This window comes from Lentzea sokolovensis, assembly GCF_033949975.1.
GTDB classification, from domain to species: Bacteria; Actinomycetota; Actinomycetes; order Mycobacteriales; family Pseudonocardiaceae; genus Lentzea; species Lentzea sokolovensis.
Genome location: NZ_JAXAVU010000001.1, coordinates 22895 through 41721, shown reverse-complemented (window position 1 = coordinate 41721; position 18827 = coordinate 22895). Strand labels below are relative to the sequence as shown.

Below are 18827 nucleotides of genomic sequence, written 5' to 3'. Positions count from 1 at the left end.
CGGCGATGCTCAGTCGCTGAACGTTCTTTCCTGCACGGCCTGGTTGGCTGGATCATCGGACTGATCGTCGCAGCACCGTAGAGCTTCGGTGAACCAGCGCGCGTGTCTCTCCAGCTTGCGTGCGACAGCAGCTACGAGGACGACCAGGACTTCGAACGTGCCTTCACCACAGAGGAGCGGGATGCTTTCCTCGATCGCGACGGGGTCGGCCGTCGCGTATGCGGAGACGAAGGTCGACGCTGCCCGCACGTTCTGTTGCCACGCGTCACGATCCTCGGGATCGATGTCGCCGGGCAGGGAGAACGAGATCGGGAACCTGATCGGCGATCGCAACTGGTCGCGTGGCACGCCGTCGAGAAGGATCTTGGCCATGATGCCGGCGGCCGCGACCACCACCATCCGCTTGTCTGCCTGGGAGATGATGAGTTGAAGCGCATCCTCGACTCCATCGGGCTCGGCCTTCAGCTGGTGCCCAATCGCACGCAAGCACAGGTGCGCGCCGCGTTCGCTGATGTTGCCTTTCTGAAGCCGAGCCTCGTCTTCAGCGATTTGGTCGATGCCCGAAGGCGGACATGCCGGTTCGTCGGGAGTAGCGGTCATAGCTGCAACACCAGCTCCGTGGCAGCCGACGAAATGGTCCTGCCAGTCGAGTTGACCTTTGTCGAACTTCCTTGCCGTGGCCAAGGCAGAATGCCTTCGGCATCTCGCCACGCGCGGTCGCAGATCTGGCATGTGGGCCACCACCGTGCGTGCGGCGGCCAGACATCGGAGCCTGCAGTCAACTCGATGTCGCACAGGCTGCGACCTACAGCGTTCGGAACGAGAGTCCGGGGTATCGCGTGGCGTTCACCGTCGTGCGGCTGCCACTTGAAGTCTCTAGGCATGTCCGGTCACTTCCCGAGCGTGTGCGGGCTTGGCAGACATCCACACAAGACGACGCTGCGAGAGAGGACCAGATCATCAATCTGCCATCGCCTATCAGGAATCTGTCATTCGATGGCTCTGACCTGCGCGAACGATCGGATGCACCGATTGGGTGAAACGAAGGTCCTTCGGCTGGAATGCCAGCCTGGGACGTGTTCCAAGCTAGGCTGGCCAGCGACAATACGCCCGATTCAGGCTCAGGGAGTGACCGATGCCGACTCCGAGATCCGGCCTGGCTGAGCTTCGTCGGGCTCTGGGGCTTACCCAGGAGAAGCTGGCCGAGGCGGTTGGGGTCAGTGTTGGCACCATTGGGCGTTGGGAACGGGGCGAGACCAAGTCGCTATCGCCAGTTTTGCAACCGCTTCTAGCGAAAGCGCTTGGCCTCACCGGGACGCGGGAGCTGATCATCATCCTGCGGCCGCGCGCACAGGAGCAATCGGCTGGTGCGCCCAACTCTGGCCAGTGGGGCATCAGCGAGCCAGCCGATCTGGCGCAACTCGACCCTGTGCAAAGAATTCAACTCGCGGCGCAGGCGTTTCAAAAAACAGACCGCCGCGTGGGTGGTGGTGTCCTCTATCTGGGTGTCGTGCAGTACCTGAACCAAGAGGTTGCACCTCAGCTTCTCAACGTGGGTAATGCGTCGGCTGACGCCGTCCGGTTGTTCTCTGCGGCCGCCTCGATGACCGAGCTTGCCGGGTGGATGGCCCACGACGGCAGCGGCGACGATGCAAGGGCGCGCAGCTACTTCGACCGAGCCTTCAGGCTCGCGTCCGCTGGAGAGAACGACTTGCTCTCAGCAAACGTATGTGCCTCCATGTCGCACCTAGCCATCGAGCTTGGGCAGCCGGACGACGCGATTCGCATAGCTACCAAGGGATTGGCGCGGGCTGGTGACCATGAGGGTGCTTTGAGGCTGGTGGCCCGCCTGCATGCGATGCGTGCCAGGGCTTTTGGTCTTGCGGGCGAGCGTCGGCCTTGCACGGAGGAGCTCAATGCAGCCGAAGCGATGCTGGACATTTCGGCGGGAGAGCAGAGCGCCGACTGGATCACCGGTTTTGACGAGGCGTCCTTGGCCGGCGAAGCCGCCCTCTGCTTCCTCGACCTGGCCGAGTACGAAGAGGCCGAACACCAGGCTAGGGAGGTGATCCGGCTGCGGTCCGGGGATCGTGTGCGTAGCCGAGTGTTCGGTCAGCTCACCTTGGCCAAGGTCCTTGTGGGTGCTGGGCGTGTGGACGAAGCCGCAGTGGTCGGGACCGAGGTCTGTGGCACAGCCTCATCACTCAGTTCAGGCCGAGTCGTCCGTCGGCTCGATCTGTTGGCACGTAACCTTGAAGGTGCGCGCCGCGTGCCCGAGGTCGAGGTGTTCCTGGCTGCCCAGGGGGCCGGAACGCGCGGAACAGGAGCACAGGAAGGTCGAACTGCGACGTGGCCGATCTGACCGGGAAAGATCAGTTCGCATACTTCGCGGAGGGAAACGCCAGACAGGCTCGCAAACGAGTCGCGGCTGACGTCCTTCTTCGTGATGAACAAGGACGGGTCGTACTGGTCAACCCGACATACAAGGCCTTCTGGGATCTGCCGGGTGGTATGGCGGAGAGCAACGAGCCGCCGGCCGTCGCAGCTGCGCGCGAAGTGCTGGAGGAGCTTGGCGTCCAACTCAGTATCGGGCGGGTCCTGCTGCTCGATTGGGAAGCACCGCACGGTCCATGGGACGACCAGCTTGTTTTTGTCTTTGATGGTGGCGTTCTGGGGCCGGACTTGCTGAAGGCGCTGCGTGTGAGCGATCCGGAGATCAGCGAGTTCGAGATCGTCGAAGTAAGCGAAGCGCTGCGGCGGTTGAGACCTGACATGGCCAACAAGCTTGAACGTGCGCTGGCTGCCGCGGAGTCGGGAACGTTCGACTACGCCGAGGAACAGAAGTTCCTCGGCGGAGATGCGGGCCTGGGACAGGTTCCAAGCTAGGCTCGCCATCAACAATGCGGCCAGATCTTGCACTTGGGGAGACCGATGGCGACGCCTAGAACGGAGCTGGCCGCGCTGCGTGGCGCCCTGGGTCTCAGCCAGGAAGACCTGGCCAGGTTGGTGGGCGTGAGCGTTGGCACCATTGGGCGTTGGGAGCGTGGCCAGACCGCGAAGCTGACTCCCACTCTCCAGCCGCTCCTGGCGAAGGCGCTGAGGCTCAAGACCGTTGGGGAATTGCTGCGGGTGCTCCACCCTCACGGGCCATCCTCCGTGCCGAACACGTCCGGTGCCAAGGAAGCTGCCGGGATGGCGTCGAGCTCGCAGGGAATGTCCGTCCGCGGCAGTGATGATCTGGACCGCGTGCACGCGGTGGTTCCCCGGCTTCGGCGAGTTCTGGACGCGTTCGATCTCCCAGAGGACGGACCGGCGCGACCTTTGGAAGAGATCGCCGCAGACGTAACACGCATCAACGAACACCGTCTGGAAGCACGCTACGGCGTTCTGGCAGACCAGCTTCCCGGGCTGCTCGCTGAGCTGGCACGGGCAAGCCAGGTGGTGAAGAGCGACGAGCAACTACATCAAGCAGCCGCGCTTCGCACCCTTGTGTTCCGTGCTGCGGACGGAATCGCTTTCAAGTTCGGGTATCTGGACCTTTCGGCTCGCCTCATCGACCTCATGCGACAGTCAGCTGCGGCCGCGAACGACAGGTTGCTGGTGGCAGCGTCGGAGTATGTCCGCACCGAGACGTTCTTCGCCAACGGCGACCTTGCTACAGGCGCTCGAGCCCTCGTCGCAGCGGCTGACGCGGTGGCTCTGTCCAATCGAGACCGGCCAGACGTGGCCGCGGCGTACGGATCTCTCCACATGAGGGCTGCAGTGGTTGCAGGAAGACGTGGTGATGGCCGGGCGGCAACGGACCATTTGCGGGAGGCTCGGCACGCCGCCGACAAAGTGCGCGAAGGCATCTACCGCGGCACGGCGTTCGGTCCGCATTCGATCCGCATCCACGAACTCGCTGTGGCTGCTGAGCTGCGCGACCCCGTCGGAGTCGGACGAGCTTCGGCGTGGCATCCGCCTTCGGAGTTGCCGGCAGAGCGGCGCTCCCATTACTACATCGATCTGGGGCGCGCTCAGCTCAACCTCGGGCGACACGACGACGCGTATGCGTGCATCGAGAGGGCGCGGGAAGCTGCTCCTCAACACACACGGGAACATCCGCAGGTCAAGTGCACCCTCGGTACGCTTCTCCAGCGTCGCCCAGGAAACAGCAGAGTGGTCGAGCTCGCCGCGTGGGCAGGCGCACGAGCGATCTGACTCGTTCGAAGCTCAGCTGGTCAACAGCGCGGGAAGCTGGTCCAGCGAGTCGATCACCCAGTCGGCATCCCGTTGAACGAGCGGATCGCCGGCCCACAGATGGCCCCAGGGGCCGCGACGGATCAGCACCGTTCGGAGACCGGCGGCTTTCGCCGCGACGACGTCGTTGTCCCGGTGATCGCCGACGTACACGACTTCAGAAGCAGGCTTCTGAGCCGCGGCGACGACCCGATCGAAGAACTCCTTCTTGGGCTTCGCGACACCCCATTCCCCGGAGGTGGCCACGTAGTCCGCGGGCAATGTGAGGGCACGGAGGAGTTCGCCGGCCCGAGCTGTCTGATTGCCGGCGATTCCAACCCACAAGCCGAGGTCGCGCAGGTCTGCGAGGCCTGAGCGCACGTCCGGATACAGATCGTCTTCTTCGATTCGCTCCCCGAGCCCCGCGTCCTCTCGCAGCTGTCGCTCGCGCGCCACGTCGAAGCCGGGGCGGAAGTACTGGAAGGTTTCGGCGTTGTCCCGTCCGGCCGCGGTCACGGCACCTAGAACGGTCGAGAACGTGTGGCGCGAAACGCCTATCCAGTCCGCCCACGCACCCCACTCGCGCGAGTCGTCCAAGAGCGTCTCGCCGACATCGAACACAACAGCACTGACCATGTCTCACTCATACGGCATCGAGCCCGTCCGAGCGAACCCGTGACAGGGCTATGCGACAGCGCCAGTACGACGAGCGAAAGCTTGCAGGCCTGGCATGGAGCGCGCGGTCGGGTGCTGCAGCAGGCTGGTGGTGATGCGCTGGATCGGTTTGCGGTAACGGACCTCGTCCTGGGACGCCCGTTCTGCGGAGAGCAGTGCCCGATAGCTGAGTTCGGGTTTGTTCCACTCGTGGAAGGCGTGGGCGACGTCGGACCAGTAGCGGGCGCGGCGCTCCGCGAGAGGGATGGAGGTGGGGTCGATCTGCTTCGCAACCTCGATGGCGGTGCCGTAGTCACCCAGGGCTCTGGCCACGCTGATGCGGTACAGCTCGACGCCGGTCGGGCCGAACGCGGTGAACCGGTGGTTGGCGTCGGAGCCGAGGCGCGCGGCGGCCTCGACCGCTTCGGCGGTCAAGGAACGTGCAGTATCGCGATCTCCATCGACGGCCGCGGTGTACGCGGAGGTGGACAGCAGAGTGCCGTACACCGACAGGTGTTCCGGACCTCGATGCAGTTCGGGTTGCAGGGTCCCGATGGTGCTGAAGATCAGGCGCTGCGCGGTGTCGGCATGTCCGGTGCGTCGCAGAACGATGGCCCAGGCGCGGTGCGCGGAGGCTTGGGCGAGGAGGTCGTCCGAGTCGTGGGCCGCCTGCATCGCCCGGTCCGCGGTGGTCCACGCCAGCTGCCCGCGGTCGAGCTTGACCATCAGCTCCGATGCCAGTGTGTACGCGTCGGCCAGCAGGGCGTTGGCGGAGGAGATGTCCTCGTCCCCGGCCCGCGTGGCCATCGCCGTTGAGACGAGGCCGGGCAGCCGTGTCGCGGCGTCGGTGTAGCGGCCGAGCTGGTAGACCGATCGCGCCTCGGCGACGTCGGCCCGAAGCTGGGCGATGGCGACCGGCGTGGCACTCGTTGCGGGTGGATCGAGCAAGGCGCGCTCGAGCGTGCTCACCGGATCGGCTTCGGCCGAGGACATTGACCCGGTCCCCAGCACGGAGGCGCCAGCCAGCCCCGTCAGTCCCGCCAACAGCGTGCGACGACGCATGGGATCTGTCTCCTCGTCCGGCACCAAGTTGACGTTGACCCTAGCGACGGGACGCGGTGCGTGCACGGACCGTGATGTGGTGTCGGACAGGCCGAGCAGGTGCGGCGGGATCTGCAGGGCGGTGGCCAGGGAACGGAGCACCTGGACGTCCCGCAAAGGCTGTTTGCCGCGCTCCAGCCGGGACAAGGTGGAAATGGAGTAGCCGCAACGCTTGGCCAGCTCCTCAAGGGTGAGCGGAACAGCCCGGCGGACGGCACGGACGATCGCGCCGAGGTCACCGGAATCGACAGCGGCGCGGACCTCGTCGGTCTCCCAGATCGCACAAGTCCGATCCATGTCCGGCCCTCCTCACCCAGAGCAGGACTTATGAGCGTACCCAAACGATCACAGACTGTGCCAGCCGGTTTGCGCACCTTGCAAATGAGTGGTCGACCTCAGCAACTCCGCTGGTCAGCGAGATAGCAGAGGCCGTGTCCTGGGCGTCGACGCGGTAGGTCTCCACTCCTGCCGCGGGGGAGGGGACAATGATGAGCAACACCACAACCGTGCAAGAAATGACCGCGTCAGAACTTGAGCGCGCTGGCCTGCTGCACGTCGAAGGCCACGCGGTGATCAGTCGGTTTGCGTTGTTCGTACCGGTCGACGAACTGGGTACAACGCGGCCGGTCACGGTCCACGCTGGTGCCGTGATCGGGCCGTTCGCCGTCGTGCACGGCGGCACCACGATCGGTGCTCAGGCACGTGTCGAGGAGCACGCGGTCGTTGGCAAGCCTGAGCTCGGCTACGCGGTCAGGAAGATCCGACCTGGTGTCGGCGGCGGCACGGTCATCGGTGCGGGGGTGACGGTTCGCTCCGGCGCGGTTGTGTACGCAGAGGTCGGCATTGGTGTGAACTCCATGGTTGGGCACCACACGCTGCTGCGCACCGCCGTGCAGGTCGGCGCAGACACGCAACTCGGCCACCTCCTGACCGTTGAGCGCGGCACCCGCATCGGTCGTGACGTGCGCTGTTCGCCCGGCTCTCACATCACCAGCGCGACCGTGATCGCCGACCGAGTGTTCCTTGGTGCCGGCGTGCGCACGATCAACGACAAGACGCTGACGTGGCGTGACCCGCACCGCGAGCCCTCTCTCGCGCCGCCGCGATTCGAGGCCGGAGCGAAGGTCGGGAGCGGCTGCGTCGTGCTGGCCGGTGTGACGGTCGGCGAGCGCGCTCTCGTCGGAGCGGGATCGGTGATCACTCGCGACATCCCGCCAGGTGCATTGGCTTTCGGGCATCCCGCTGTTGTGCGTGGGGAGGCATCGTGAGCCCGATCCTGGCGAGGGAGGTGGCCACGGCGCACGAAGCGATCACGGCCTGGCTGAGGCCGTTGCGGCGCGTGCTGGACCCTGGCGGCCTGGTCGACTGGGCGCGATTGGAGGCGTTCGCAGATGCACTGGATCGGGCCGTAGGGGCCTACCCCGTGGAGGCGGAACCGCCGGCAGGGGGCGAACGCAGCAGGCGCCTCCGGACGATTCGGCGAGACCTGGCCGCCTCCGGCCTCGCAGGACCGGAGGGCGATCCCGCGTTGTTCCACGTGCTGGTGCAGTTCGTGTGCGGCTATCGCGACATCGATCTGCGCGATTCTTTCGGGCTTGGTCACGGGTCGCTCATCGCCGACCACGGCAGTCCGGGGGTACGGCAGAAGTGGATTCCGCGACTGCGGGCGGGGGAGTTGGCGGGGATCGCCATCACGGAGTGCCATGGCGGATCTCGTCCAGCGGAAACCCGCACCCAAGCAGTTGCAGGACCAGGTGGAACGTGGCTGGTGACGGGTCGTAAGACGTGGATCAGCCGGCTGAACGAAGCGGCCGTGTTCGTGCTGTTCTTCCGAACACCTGATGGTCGCCTAGCGGCTGCTGCGGTCGACGCCACTGAGGAAGGCCTTCGTCGGCAGCCGATTCCACCGACTGGGCTTGCCGGCTGGGCGTGGGGAGTTCTCGAACTCGACGCCGTGCCGATCAGGCGGGACGACGTGCTGGACGGGAGCGGGATGAGGCTGCTGCGTCAGCACTTCGCCGGCTATCGACCACTCGTCACGGCCACCGCGCTAGGTGGCGCTGCCGCTGTCTTCGACACCGTGACCGCCAGGCTCTCCGCCCGGCAGTTCAGCGGAGAGTTGCCTCGGCTGCGGGATTCCGCACTGATAACCCTGGGGCGCGCACACGTTCAACTGGCGACTGCCCTGCTCGGCACCGTCATGGCGTCCAACGTCGCCGAGGCAGGAGGCGCGGAAGCGGAGCTGTGGGGCGCCGCGACGAAAGCGCACGGCATCGACGTGGCCAACACGACCGTCGCCGAGCTTGCGCTGCTGCTCGGTGCGTCTGGCTTCCGTGCCGATTGCCAAACGGCCAAAATCCGTCGCGACCTGAACGGACTGCTCTACGCGGACGGAATCCATGACAGCCTCTACCGGGCTGCGGGGAAACACCACGTCGACGGAGCGAAAACGACGGTGCCCCCGCCTCGCAGTCGGCTCGAGTCCGCAGCGCGGACTGCGTAAGGAGAAGCTGGTAGGCGGCGGTGGGTCGCGATCAAGCGACTCGCTGTCCCTGCTCGCACAACGCGGTCGTGCCTTGCTTCGCAGCCTCCAATGCGACGACCAGGCGGTCGGAGAGGAGCGGCTTCACCTTGCCGCGGGCTTCGTCCATCGTGTGGAGTCCAGCCGACAGGATCTCGCTGTCCGGAAACGCCAGGCCTACCAGGTCAGTCTCGTCCAGCACGCCGCCGTCGAACACGAAAATCACGCCTTCAGGACGTGAGTCCTGAGGGCGCACGTAATCCACCACCAGCAACCGCCCCAAGGGCCTCTCCCAGCCCAGCTCTTCAGTGAGTTCGCGGGTCGCGGCCGCCCAAGGGGACTCGTCAGCGTCCACCGCGCCGCCAGGAATCTCCCAGTTGTCCTTGTAGGACGGCTGGACCAACAGCACCCGGCCCGCGTTGTCGTGGAAAAGCACGCCAGCCGCCATACGCTTTCGGGCCAGCGTCTTCACGTATTGCTCCACTGGGAGGACCTCAGTGGCAGGAGTAGACGAGTGCGATGCGGTCACGCCGGCACCCTAGCCAATCCTGTGGAACCACTTCCCGTTGGGGAACTCGCGACTCCGCTTGCCCAACTTCGGGGACGGCGAGGTAATCACCCAATCGTGTCGCCCGTGCCGTTTCGTCCGGTCCTTGCAGCTCAGAGGCAGCGAATGTGAGTTTGCTGCCGGATCCGTGCGAGATCGGCGGTCTGGTGCACGACTGGATCAGGCCGGTTAGCTGAAGGCGCAACAGATCGGGTGTTTTGCCAGTCGCCGCAAGGAAAAGGGATGCCGAAGCGATTCTCCACGGCCAAGGGGCGCGAGTTTGGCGCCAGTCTCCGTCAGACCATCGAGAGCACGGGCTACAGCTCACGTGAACTCGCCGGTGTCGTTGGCTGGGACGAAGCCAAGCTGTCGAACGTGGTGAACGGCAGGGGTGGAGCTGACGACGTCGACCTTGCGCTTTTGCTCGGCGTCTGCCGACTCAAAGCCGCCGAACGCAAGCACCTGCAGCGTCTCTATCCGACCATGGGTGAGAAGAACTGGTTGCAGCAGCACGGGATCTGCCCGCTGGCTTGGCCCCGGACGCTGGCCGAGAATCTCGCTGCGGCCGACACCGTCACCACCTGGAATCCACACGGATTGCCTGCTCTGCTTCAGATTCCGGGCCACATGAGTGCTGAGATCACCGCCTCGTCCACTGTCCCTGACAAGGAACTGGACGGATGGATCGCAGCTCGCCTGGAGCTGAATGACCAGCAGTTCCAGCTACGTGGCCTGACCTACACGTTTTACCTGCACGAGCTTGCCCTTGCGCTTCCCGTCGGTGGAGACGAAGTCCACGTCGAGCAGCTACATCACATGCTGCAGATGTCGGTCCGACCTGAGATCAACATTCGAATCGTTCCTGCGGCCTTGGGTGCCCATCCGGGCATGAGGGGGCCGTTCACTCGCTTGACCTTCAAGGCCCACGGACCCCTGGTGTGCATCGAGAACGACACGTCCACTGTGTTCGTGGAGGACAAGGCCGCAGTCGAGGGCTACGGGAAGGTTGTTACGGCACTCAGTGAGTCCAGTTTGGACTGCGAGGGCTCGAAGCTGCTGATCATCGATTTCGCAGAGCGGCTAGCTGCTGGAGCCAATGGGCCGATAGCTGAGTGACTGCGCGCCGATGGTCCGGTCGTCCTTTGTCTGGCTTCGGGGAAGCTGAAACGCTCCCCACCGCAACATCTTGGAATTCACCATGCCGAAGGATTTCCGGGCCACGACGCTCGAACGCGCCATCGGGCGGCAGTTGGCCGGGTGGCGCGACGAGCGCGAGCTGAGCCTCGCCGAGGCCGGCCAGCGCGTGGGCTTCAGCAGCGCCAAGCTGTCCATGATGGAGAACGCGGTGCAGCCGTCGGCTTCCGTGGACGTCATGGCGCTCGGGTACGTCTACAAGGTGCCCACTCCAGAATGGCAGGCCGTGGTGCTGCGTGTGCAGTCCGCAGAACGGGCGCGGGCACGTTCCGCGGGCGACGACGTGGTGTTCGATCCGGCGGCGGACTTCGCGAATCTGGTGTCCGAGGCGACGTTGCTGCGGTCCTTTACTCTCGATCTGATTCCGACGGTGCTCCAGCTTCCCGGGTACACGAACGCGGTGCTGCAGTTGGAAGATCCAGTGCGCACAGCACGGCTGGCGATGGTGCGGGAAGTGTGGTTGTCGCGGTTGAACGACAAGGATCCGCTGATGGTGCAGGCGGTGTTCCCCGAGGCAGTGCTGCAGAGCATCGTCGGCGGGCCGCGGGTGATGAAGGCACAGTTGTTGCATCTGATGGAGGTCAGCGAGCATCTGGCGGTGAGCGTGCGCCTGGTGCCAAGCAGTGCGGGAGCTTATCCGGCGATGGGCTCTCCCTTCACGTTGCTCGAGTTCCCTCACCGGCAGCACAACGACGTGGCATATCTCGAGACTTTCCTCAAGGCTGAGTACGTCGAGGAGCCAGAGTTGACAGCCCAGTGTGCGCAGCGGTTCGCGAGCTTGCAGGACGCGGCGCTAGGGACAGGGGAGTCGCTGGAACTCATCGCAGAGGCCGTTGCCTATTGAGAACATCAACGTCGTGCGGGCTCTGATTGCTGAGGTCGTGACCAGGGACTTGAGGTAGGGCCGACCAGGCCGCCGGCGTGGTCGGCCTGATAGCGGTGGATCAGTCGTTCGTGATCTTGAGGCCCACGATGCCGCTGACGACACTGACCGTGCTCCCCGACCGCGAGCACGTTTCTGCAAGTACGTGGTACGCACCGAGGGCGCATCGGGCTGAGCCGACGCCGGTCACCTATGCGAACACCCCTGGATGCTCTGCCTGCCGATCTGCCTGGAACACCTCGACGAGGAGATGGAACCGTGATCGCGGGCATTCTTGTCTTCTCGGGTGATTGCTGACGGACCTGGACGCGTGCCGCAGCCGCGCGAAGACGTGCGTTCGCCGCAGCACCAGAGCGAGGGACGGCGCCGTCCGTGAGATTCTGATCGATGTCAAGCCGGTATGACAACGACGGTTGCAGAAGCTTGGATGGCGACCGTGGCTGACTTATGTTCGTGATGCCATCCGGCACAGAATCGAACCTATGTTCGATGGCGTTCGGGTGTTGCGGGAGCTGGGCCACGTTCGGGAGCAAGGCGTGGAGGTCTGGATCGAACGAGACCAAGTCTTCCCGGCGATGTTCACACGTGGCTCGAGGCCGCCAACGCTGCTGACGCGCGAGAAGGGCTTCATCCTCCGCCGAGAATCCCCGGGATCTTGTGGGCCTGGCTGAACACGACGACCGGCCGGTGTGTCCGGTACGTGACCTTCGAGCGGGAAACCGCGATCGACGTTCTGCCAATGGCCCGGCCTGTGCTGGAGACGAACCTGCAGCGCCGCTACATGCAAGGCGAGGTGCCGCCGTACTGAGGAGGGCGAGTTGGACGCTTCGGCGCGCCCAGCCCGGTGGGATCGGAGCAGGCACGAGAAGGTCGGCATGACGGACACCGCCCAGGTATAGGAGGCCGAGGCCGATCGTTCACCCGCTGCCCTCGCCTACGACGTCGAAGTAGCTGTAAGGGACGGTGTTTCGTTGCGCGAAGCCCGACTGCAGCAAGCCGCTGTACCGGATGAACAACGAGACCGGCGAGACGATCCTCAACGGCAGGGTCGCGCACATCCACCCGCGCCGGCGGGGCGGTCCTCGTTGGAAGGACGAGATGACCGCAGAGGACAACCGAAGTGCGGACAACCTCCTGCTGTTGTGTGAAGAGCACGCGTTCGAGATCGACGACACCTAGGAGCACTATCTGCCCGATCGGATCTGGTGCAGGCCCCACAACTTGTGCTGCACGATCCCGTCGTAGAGCTGGAAGAAACCCGCCCCCGGCAAGCATCCGGCAGCGAAGGTCAAGCCATCGAACGCCTGGTCGCGCACGAGCCCCACGATCAGCAGCAGCGCGGTGACCATGGCGAACCAGCTGAAGGCGTGGAACAGCCCGTCTGAGACCAAGCCGATGTCCGTCGAGGACTTATCGTAGAAATGATGCCAGTGCAGGAGTTGATGGAAGACGACCTCATTGACGAACGATACGGCACCAAGCCCCAGTGGTACCCCGCCGTCAGCGTCCGGGCTCGTCCGGAATCCCGCATCACAGGTGCTTGTGCGGCCATTGCTGTCCGGTCCTCAGGTTCGCGTCGGCTCGGTCAGATCACGAGTGCCCAGGGCGCACTGTTCTAACCGGCTCTGTTCCACGCTGTGCCGAGTCCTTTGGTGACGCGACCGGCACTCAGGCTCTGCAACATGGCGCGCTACCGCACAGCGCTCATGCCTCCGGGCAGGTCGCGAGGCTGGGGCCGGTGTCCGGGTATGATACCCAAGGGGGTATATCGACATCGGAGGTAAGTCGTGGATCTGGAGCTGGCCGGTGAGGAGTTGCGGTCGGTGTTGAACCGGCTGCGTCGAGCTCAGGGGCAGATCGCCGGGGTGATCCGGATGATCGAGGAGGGACGCGACTGCGAGGCGGTGGTGACGCAGCTGGCGGCCGTGTCGCGGGCGTTGGACAAGGCGGGATTCGCCATCATCGCGACCGGATTGCAGAAGTGCATCGCCGAGGGGCAGACACCTGACGGCGAGGACATGAGGAAGCGGCTGGAGAAGTTGTTTCTGTCGCTGGCCTGACGTCCTCGCTTCAGCGGAATGTGTTGATGGCCGCTTCGGTGAGCATGAAGGCTGCGACGGCGAGCAGCACGATGGCGAAGACGCGCTGCAGCGCGCGGGCGGACAGTTTCGAGGCCAGGCGCTTGCCGTCCCAGGCGCCGAGGATCGCGGTGGCGGCGAAGGGGGCCAGAACGCCCCAGTTGAGGGCGGTTGGGGTGGTCACCAGGCGGGTGGTGAGCGCGACCGCCGAGTTGGCCACGATGACGAGCAGGCTGGTGGCAACCGCGGTGCGCATGCGTAGTGAGAGTGTGGCGATTAGGGCCGGTACGGCCAGGAAGCCGCCGCCGACGCCGAGCAGGCCGGTGACCGCGCCGAGACCGGCCCCGGCCGACAACGCCTTGGCAGTGCTGGTGCGTGTGGCGGTCGCCACGGCGCCTTCACCCCGATCGTCGGCGTGATCGCGATCGCCCGGAGAGGCGTTGGTCTTGTCGCGGAGCATGGTGATGGCGGCCAGGGCGGCGATCACGGCGAACGCGGCGGTGAGTGCGGGTGCCGGGATGCGGTGAGCTGCGATCCCGGCGGCGACCGCGGTGGGCAGGCCGGCGATCGCGAACAGCCATCCGGTGCGCCAAGCGACTTCGCGGTACTGGCGCATCAGGGCCGTCATCGAGGTGGCGGTGACGATGAGCAGGCTCGTGGTAGCGGCTGCGGCCGGCTCCAAGTGCAGCAGGTAGACCAACGCCGGAACCGCGAGTACACCGCCTCCGCCGCCGAGCGCGCCGAGCGCGAGGCCGACGATCGCTCCAGCGACGAGGGCGAGGATCAAGGCACTCACGCGACCATGCCGTTCCCGCCCCGCTCGTCGACAACAGGCAACCCGGCCTGTTGCCACACCTGCATCCCGCCGACGACGTTGAAGACGGTGTGGCCACGCTCGGCCAGGATCCGGGAGGCCACGCCGGAGCGGGCCCCGGAGCGGCAGATCGCGAGGACGGACCGCTGACGGAGATCGACGGGCAGCTCAGCTCCGTCACGTAACTGCGACAGTGGCATGTGGACTGCGCCAGGGGCGTGGCCGGCGGCGTACTCGTCGTCTTCACGGACGTCGAGCAGGACTGCGGTCCTGGCGGTGACGTGCTGGTAGGCGAATGCCGGGTCGACTTCGTCCGGCGTCGTCGCGCCGTGGAGCGGGGGAGTGGTCATCGGGCGTGTCGCTTCCGCTCGTCGGTGCGGATGGTGAGGCCGTCGAGGTCGCCTGCGGCTCTGTAGTCGTCGTCGATGGCGACCACGTCACGACCTGCGGCGTCGAGCAGGGAGGCGCCGATGGCGGCGCGCATGCCGCTGGCGCAGTGCACCCACACCCGCCCCGGCGGTACCTCGTGCACCCGTTGCGGCAGCGAGTGGATCGGGATGTGCACCGTGCCGTCGATACGGCTCTGGTCCCGTTCGGAGTCGCGGCGCACGTCGAGCACGACCGGGCGCTCGCCACCGGAGAGCGCGGCGGCCAGATCACCGAAGCTCGCCCTGGGGAAGGAAACGGGCTTGTCGCCGTCGGGCACCCAGTCCTGCGGGGCACCGACTCCGGCGGCGGCCGGCCGGTCGATGCCTACCCGCACGAGCTCGCGCTGGGCCGCGGCGACCTGCTCGGCGGACTCGCCCAGCAAGGTGACCGGCTTGTTCCACGGCATCAGCCATGCCAGGTAGGTAGCGAGCGAGCCGTCGCCTTCGATGTTGACCGCCCCTGCGACATGGCCGTCGGCGAACGCGATCCGCGACCGGAGATCGACGACCCATTCCCCTGCTGCGAGCCGCTCGGCGATCTCGGCGGCGTCGGCGCGTCGCGGGGGCGTGAGGTCGACTGGGGCAGGGCCGGTGGCGTTGATCGGTCCCATGTGGGTGTAGTAGGCGGGCACGTCGTCCAACTGGCTGAGCAGTTGGATCACGAAAGTGTCGACATCGCTGGTCAGCGCTTCGTTGGACTGCTTCTCCGCGCCGATGGTGGTCGACTCGCCCTGGGCCTGCGACGACGAGCAGAAGCTGCCGAACCCGTGAGTGGGCAGCACCGGCACCGAGTCGTCGAGTTCGTCGGCAAGCCTGTGCGCCGAGGCGTGCTGTGCTCGCGCGAGCGACTCGGTCAGCCGGGGATCGACCAGGTCAGGACGGCCCACGGTGCCGATCAGCAGCGACCCTCCTGTGAACACCGCGACATCACGGCCGGTGTCAGCCAGCACGTAGGAGGTGTGGTGAGGAGTGTGGCCTGGAGTGGCCACCGCCCGTAACGCCAACCCGTCGGCAAGGTCGATGACCTCACCATCGGACACCGCGGTGTGGTCGAAGGCCACTCGCGCCCCGGCGGGCACCACGTACTGGGCGCCGGTCAGCCGAGCCAGTTCCAGCCCGCCGCTGACGTAGTCGTTGTGCACATGGGTTTCCACGACCCATCCGATGCGTACCCCTTTGCGGGCCGCCGCGGCCAGCACCTGGTCGACATCGCGGGGCGGGTCCACCGCCACCGCCACCGCGTCCGAACCCGCGAGGTAGTGCCGATTGCCCAGGCCCTCGACCTCGATCGTCTCGACGAAGTGCACGACTGGAGTCCTCCTCTCGCCTCAAGATACCCATAGGGGTATCTTCCACAGTACCGGATACCACCAGGGGTATACACGAGTCACTGGTTGACACCGGCCGATACGCCTGGGGGTACCCCGAGGTCGACGAGTGGACACAGCTGAGTGCGAAAGGCGGGAAGATCAGTGGGGTATGACCGGAGCGTGCGAGTGGACGCCGGGTTCGCCGACACGGTGGAGGCGGTGCGCGGGGCATTGGCAGAGCAGGGGTTCGGGGTGCTCACCGAGATCGACGTCACCGCCACCCTCAAGGCCAAACTCGATCACGACATGGAGCCATACCTGATCCTCGGCGCCTGCAACCCGCCGCTGGCCCGGCAAGCCCTGGATGTCGACCGGGCCATAGGCTTGTTGCTTCCCTGCAACGTCGTGGTTCGGGCCGACGGCGACGGCACGTTGGTGCAGGCACTCGATCCGGCCACGATGGTCGAGCTGACGGGTCTGCCCGATCTGGCACCCGTGGCCGCCGACGCGGCACGCCGCCTGGATGCCGCCCTGTCCAGTCTGGGCGCCGGCACCGGGTGACGAGTACGCAGGACTCGGTGGCTCCTGTTCTGCAGTTGCCGCCATCGCTGGCGGCGGTCGTGGCCGCGGCGCTGCTCGTGGTGATCGCGGCCGCCATGGTGTGGGCGTGGCGCGTACGGTGCCGACCGCGGCATGGCTGGCCGTCCGTGGCTGCGACCGACTCGGTCGTGGCGGGCGTGAGCGCGGCGTTGGCGATGGTCCCGATTGGACTCGTCGTGTCGGCGATGGGGTTCGAAGTCAACCGCTACGGGCGACTCGTGGCCTCTCTGTTGACGGGCTCCGACCGTGGGGTCGGGCTGCTGGCGCTGCATGTGCTGATCGGCATCGTCAGCGCCTGTCCTCTCGTATTGCTGTCCTTGACCGGTCTCTGGCCACAGAGCTTGTCTCGTCGACTGGCGCTCAGCCTGCTCTACGGCGATGGCTACTGGCTTGCTGTCAACGCGCTGGCGCTTCCGGTGTTGTTCGGCCATGACCATCCGTGGGCGCGAGGCATCTCAGGGGTCTGGCCGAGCCTGCTGGTGCACCTCGTCTACGGCATCGGAGTCGGGGCGGTTCTGCACCTGCGGCGTCAGCCCGTCAGTCCGCCGTCCGCCGCCGTGGCCTGTGTTGTCACAGACATCCCGTCTTTCCCAGCGGGCAATTCCTAAAAGGAGCACATCGTGAGACTCGTTCGATTCCTTGGCAGCCAGGCAGGTCGTGCGCTGCGCGTCGTTCTCGGACTCGTCATGATCACCGTGGGGACACTCGCCGGTGGCGGTTGGTTGGTCCTCGCCGCGGCGGGATTGCTGCCCGTTGCGGCTGGGGTGTTCGACTTCTGCCTGATCGGCCCGCTGCTGCGACTTCCATTGAAGGGCAGGCAGTTGCGGGCACGGTTGGCTGCTCGCGCCTGATCACCGCCGGGGAACATCACAGACCGGAACCAGCTCAGAACGGTTGCGAGTCTTGGTGTGCCATGGGACTCGGGGACGTCGTGCCCGGACATGACCGCCGGGTACGACACCCACCGCGCCTCGTCAACCTGGTTGCCACGAGCCCGATTCCGCATCACGAGCAGTCGCGTCGGCATCCCTCTCGCTGCGATCACTTGATGCTGATCGCAGCGAACAAGCCGCCTCCGATGATCACCGCGATGACTGCCATTGCCACCCAACTACCCCAGGACGCCAACGCCAAGACCGTCACCGCGGCCAAGATCATCACCGCGAGCAGCACCGGCAGTCGAAGCAGCCCGTCGCTGCTGAACAAGATACGACGCATCACTCGACTCTTGCACAGTGCACGATCACCCAGTCGAACCGACCCGCGCGGCTCGGCACGGGATGCGGCGGGGATTCCGCAGCGGGTGGTCCTCCTCAGCGCCTCAGCAATGCGCTCAGCCGCTTGAGCAGCGACGGGCCCCGGCCCGGCGACTCGCATTGGCACCGCTGAGCGGTCGGCAACCCACCGAGCACCTGCTCGACGTGTTGGCCACATCCGGCATAGGTGGCCTTACCGCACGTACTGCACGTCACCCGGCGACACATGTTGAACGCCCTCCGTCGAAGTTCTGTCTGGGCAACTATACCCCTAGGGGTATTTATCAACCAGCGTCACCTCTCTGACCACGGGAAACCGGTGGCTGCGAACACTGCTCGCGCACCTGAGTCTCACTTCACGAACTCGGCATCTGTGGCGGACGAGTCACGCGCGCGAAAGCACACGGGCGTGGCAGGAACCGCCCAGTCCGCTGGGCATAGGACGGGTAGTCGGGAAACCGTCGCCGCAAGTGCGACTCTTCCCAGCGTGTCTTCACCACGATCACGACGACCAGTGCGATGAACACGACGGTCCGCAACACACCTGGGGCTACCAACGCCCACCCCAGCGCCGCTGCGAGCAAGCCCGTGTACATCGGATGACGCGAGAACCGATACGGCCCACTCGTCCGCAACTCCGCACGGCTGTTCGGCAACGGTGAGGCAGTCAGGCCCCGCCCCAGAACCACGGCCGTCACGGCCATCAACACGACCCCGCCGACCACTGCTGCCCACCCTGCCCAACGCACCCTGTCAGGAGCGACCCAGCCACTCGCCGGCGCAACGACCAAGGCGGCCAGGAGAACGACCTGCAGACTCACCAGCAGGGCCGCCACGCGCTTGTCGCGAGCTGGTTCCGACACCATCGCTGCACCTCGCTTCTTTCGACTACGGTTCTCAAAATACCCAGCCGGGTATATCAACCGCAGGTTTGATCCACGTGCGCGATCCTCCTGGCGGCGCCGCGATCTGCGGGAACGATGCCGAATCGTCCGAAATCTAAGATCATCCTCGTCGCCCGAAGGGACAGGGCTCCGGCTGGATGTCGCGCGGCGAGTGCGGCGACCAACGCAACGGTTGTTGGTCTGACGTTTCTCTGGAAGCGGCACCTCACCCCGTACGCAAGTCCTTCGACGTCTTACGACCGTTGCGCGTGAGTCCGGGAATGCGCACAACGCGGAGATTAGGGGATGAACCCCTGAGATCTTCCAATTGTCAGCGGA

General features: G+C 65.7%; 24 protein-coding genes. 14 read left to right on the top strand and 10 right to left on the bottom strand.

What is annotated here, in order from left to right; translation table 11 throughout:
* Positions 1–9 precede the first annotated feature (9 nt).
* Both SK854_RS00240 and SK854_RS00235 read right to left on the bottom strand, forming a co-directional pair.
* Positions 10–684, bottom strand: a complete 675-nt coding sequence (locus SK854_RS00240) for a hypothetical protein (protein ID WP_169745996.1) — start codon at positions 682–684, stop codon at positions 10–12.
* On the bottom strand, positions 597–884 hold the full coding sequence (locus tag SK854_RS00235) for a zinc finger protein (RefSeq protein WP_319972914.1): 288 nt from the start codon (positions 882–884) through the stop codon (positions 597–599). Before SK854_RS00235 ends, SK854_RS00240 begins: the two co-directional genes overlap by 88 nt.
* A gap of 251 nt (positions 885–1135) precedes the next feature.
* On the opposite strand from SK854_RS00235, the gene SK854_RS00230 reads away from it, so the two are divergent.
* The 3 genes from SK854_RS00230 to SK854_RS00220 are packed head-to-tail and all read left to right on the top strand — an operon-like array spanning position 1136 to position 4200.
* Positions 1136–2362 (top strand): transcriptional regulator, encoded by a 1227-nt coding sequence (locus SK854_RS00230; protein WP_051769999.1) that lies wholly within the window; start codon positions 1136–1138, stop codon positions 2360–2362.
* A complete protein-coding gene (locus SK854_RS00225) occupies positions 2350–2886 on the top strand; it encodes an NUDIX domain-containing protein (protein WP_051770001.1) in 537 nt (178 codons plus the stop codon). The genes SK854_RS00230 and SK854_RS00225 overlap by 13 nt, the downstream gene beginning before the upstream one ends.
* Before the next feature lie 45 nt (positions 2887–2931).
* The gene (locus tag SK854_RS00220) at positions 2932–4200 is read left to right on the top strand and encodes a helix-turn-helix domain-containing protein (protein ID WP_036014713.1); all 1269 of its coding nucleotides are present in this window, start codon (positions 2932–2934) and stop codon (positions 4198–4200) included.
* Positions 4201–4212: 12 nt separating this feature from the next.
* Here the strand turns inward: SK854_RS00220 and SK854_RS00215 are convergent, their stop codons facing one another.
* Together SK854_RS00215 and SK854_RS00210 are read right to left on the bottom strand one after the other, a co-directional pair.
* Positions 4213–4854, bottom strand: a complete 642-nt coding sequence (locus tag SK854_RS00215; RefSeq protein ID WP_030477480.1) for an HAD family hydrolase — start codon at positions 4852–4854, stop codon at positions 4213–4215.
* 48 nt (positions 4855–4902) lie between these two features.
* Positions 4903–6270 carry a helix-turn-helix domain-containing protein gene (locus SK854_RS00210; protein WP_030477481.1) on the bottom strand — a complete coding sequence of 456 codons (1368 nt, stop codon included), beginning with the start codon at positions 6268–6270 and terminating at the stop codon, positions 4903–4905.
* A 218-nt stretch (positions 6271–6488) separates the two neighbouring features.
* Between SK854_RS00210 and SK854_RS00205 the strand changes: the two genes are divergently transcribed.
* Positions 6489–7241, top strand: a complete 753-nt coding sequence (locus tag SK854_RS00205) for an LbetaH domain-containing protein (protein ID WP_157512926.1) — start codon at positions 6489–6491, stop codon at positions 7239–7241.
* 269 nt (positions 7242–7510) lie between these two features.
* Complete coding sequence (locus SK854_RS00200; protein ID WP_144065335.1) at positions 7511–8476, top strand: acyl-CoA dehydrogenase family protein; 966 nt, start codon at positions 7511–7513, stop codon at positions 8474–8476.
* Positions 8477–8507: 31 nt separating this feature from the next.
* On the opposite strand, the gene SK854_RS00195 is transcribed toward SK854_RS00200, so the two are convergent.
* A complete protein-coding gene (locus SK854_RS00195) occupies positions 8508–8966 on the bottom strand; it encodes an NUDIX domain-containing protein (RefSeq protein ID WP_245816154.1) in 459 nt (152 codons plus the stop codon).
* Between the two features lie 318 nt (positions 8967–9284).
* Here SK854_RS00195 and SK854_RS00190 point away from each other — a divergent pair, with 318 nt between their 5' ends.
* From SK854_RS00190 to SK854_RS00175, 4 genes are all read left to right on the top strand, one after another.
* On the top strand, positions 9285–10157 hold the full coding sequence (locus SK854_RS00190; RefSeq protein WP_030477485.1) for a helix-turn-helix domain-containing protein: 873 nt from the start codon (positions 9285–9287) through the stop codon (positions 10155–10157).
* A gap of 70 nt (positions 10158–10227) precedes the next feature.
* Entirely contained in the window at positions 10228–11079 is an 852-nt protein-coding gene (locus SK854_RS00185; protein ID WP_144065334.1) for a helix-turn-helix domain-containing protein, read from the top strand.
* A 694-nt stretch (positions 11080–11773) separates the two neighbouring features.
* Positions 11774–11926 (top strand): hypothetical protein, encoded by a 153-nt coding sequence (locus SK854_RS00180; protein ID WP_319972913.1) that lies wholly within the window; start codon positions 11774–11776, stop codon positions 11924–11926.
* Between the two features lie 200 nt (positions 11927–12126).
* Positions 12127–12297 carry a hypothetical protein gene (locus SK854_RS00175; protein WP_157512930.1) on the top strand — a complete coding sequence of 57 codons (171 nt, stop codon included), beginning with the start codon at positions 12127–12129 and terminating at the stop codon, positions 12295–12297.
* Between the two features lie 5 nt (positions 12298–12302).
* Here the strand turns inward: SK854_RS00175 and SK854_RS00170 are convergent, their stop codons facing one another.
* The gene (locus SK854_RS00170; protein ID WP_084401181.1) at positions 12303–12605 is read right to left on the bottom strand and encodes a DUF2243 domain-containing protein; all 303 of its coding nucleotides are present in this window, start codon (positions 12603–12605) and stop codon (positions 12303–12305) included.
* A gap of 306 nt (positions 12606–12911) precedes the next feature.
* On the opposite strand from SK854_RS00170, the gene SK854_RS00165 reads away from it, so the two are divergent.
* Complete coding sequence (locus tag SK854_RS00165) at positions 12912–13178, top strand: metal-sensitive transcriptional regulator (protein ID WP_245816199.1); 267 nt, start codon at positions 12912–12914, stop codon at positions 13176–13178.
* Between the two features lie 10 nt (positions 13179–13188).
* Here SK854_RS00165 and SK854_RS00160 read toward each other — a convergent pair whose 3' ends face one another.
* Genes SK854_RS00160 through SK854_RS00150 form a run of 3 tightly spaced genes read right to left on the bottom strand, consistent with a single transcriptional unit; the run spans position 13189 to position 15745 of the window.
* The gene (locus tag SK854_RS00160) at positions 13189–13992 is read right to left on the bottom strand and encodes a sulfite exporter TauE/SafE family protein (RefSeq protein WP_030477490.1); all 804 of its coding nucleotides are present in this window, start codon (positions 13990–13992) and stop codon (positions 13189–13191) included.
* Positions 13989–14360, bottom strand: a complete 372-nt coding sequence (locus SK854_RS00155) for a rhodanese-like domain-containing protein (RefSeq protein WP_030477491.1) — start codon at positions 14358–14360, stop codon at positions 13989–13991. Before SK854_RS00155 ends, SK854_RS00160 begins: the two co-directional genes overlap by 4 nt.
* Positions 14357–15745: an MBL fold metallo-hydrolase gene (locus SK854_RS00150; protein WP_030477492.1), complete on the bottom strand. Its 1389-nt coding sequence runs from the start codon at positions 15743–15745 to the stop codon at positions 14357–14359. The genes SK854_RS00155 and SK854_RS00150 overlap by 4 nt, the downstream gene beginning before the upstream one ends.
* A gap of 189 nt (positions 15746–15934) precedes the next feature.
* Here SK854_RS00150 and SK854_RS00145 point away from each other — a divergent pair, with 189 nt between their 5' ends.
* The 4 genes from SK854_RS00145 to SK854_RS00130 all read left to right on the top strand — a co-directional run bounded on the left by SK854_RS00145 (position 15935) and on the right by SK854_RS00130 (position 17693).
* On the top strand, positions 15935–16309 hold the full coding sequence (locus SK854_RS00145; protein ID WP_245816152.1) for a DUF302 domain-containing protein: 375 nt from the start codon (positions 15935–15937) through the stop codon (positions 16307–16309).
* Between the two features lie 17 nt (positions 16310–16326).
* A complete protein-coding gene (locus SK854_RS00140) occupies positions 16327–16956 on the top strand; it encodes a hypothetical protein (protein ID WP_144065333.1) in 630 nt (209 codons plus the stop codon).
* A gap of 12 nt (positions 16957–16968) precedes the next feature.
* Positions 16969–17199: a YgaP-like transmembrane domain gene (locus tag SK854_RS00135; RefSeq protein ID WP_030477495.1), complete on the top strand. Its 231-nt coding sequence runs from the start codon at positions 16969–16971 to the stop codon at positions 17197–17199.
* 197 nt (positions 17200–17396) lie between these two features.
* Positions 17397–17693: a hypothetical protein gene (locus tag SK854_RS00130; protein ID WP_157512932.1), complete on the top strand. Its 297-nt coding sequence runs from the start codon at positions 17397–17399 to the stop codon at positions 17691–17693.
* A 267-nt stretch (positions 17694–17960) separates the two neighbouring features.
* On the opposite strand, the gene SK854_RS48165 is transcribed toward SK854_RS00130, so the two are convergent.
* Positions 17961–18470 (bottom strand): methyltransferase family protein, encoded by a 510-nt coding sequence (locus SK854_RS48165; RefSeq protein ID WP_051770008.1) that lies wholly within the window; start codon positions 18468–18470, stop codon positions 17961–17963.
* Between the last annotated feature and the right edge of the window lie 357 nt (positions 18471–18827).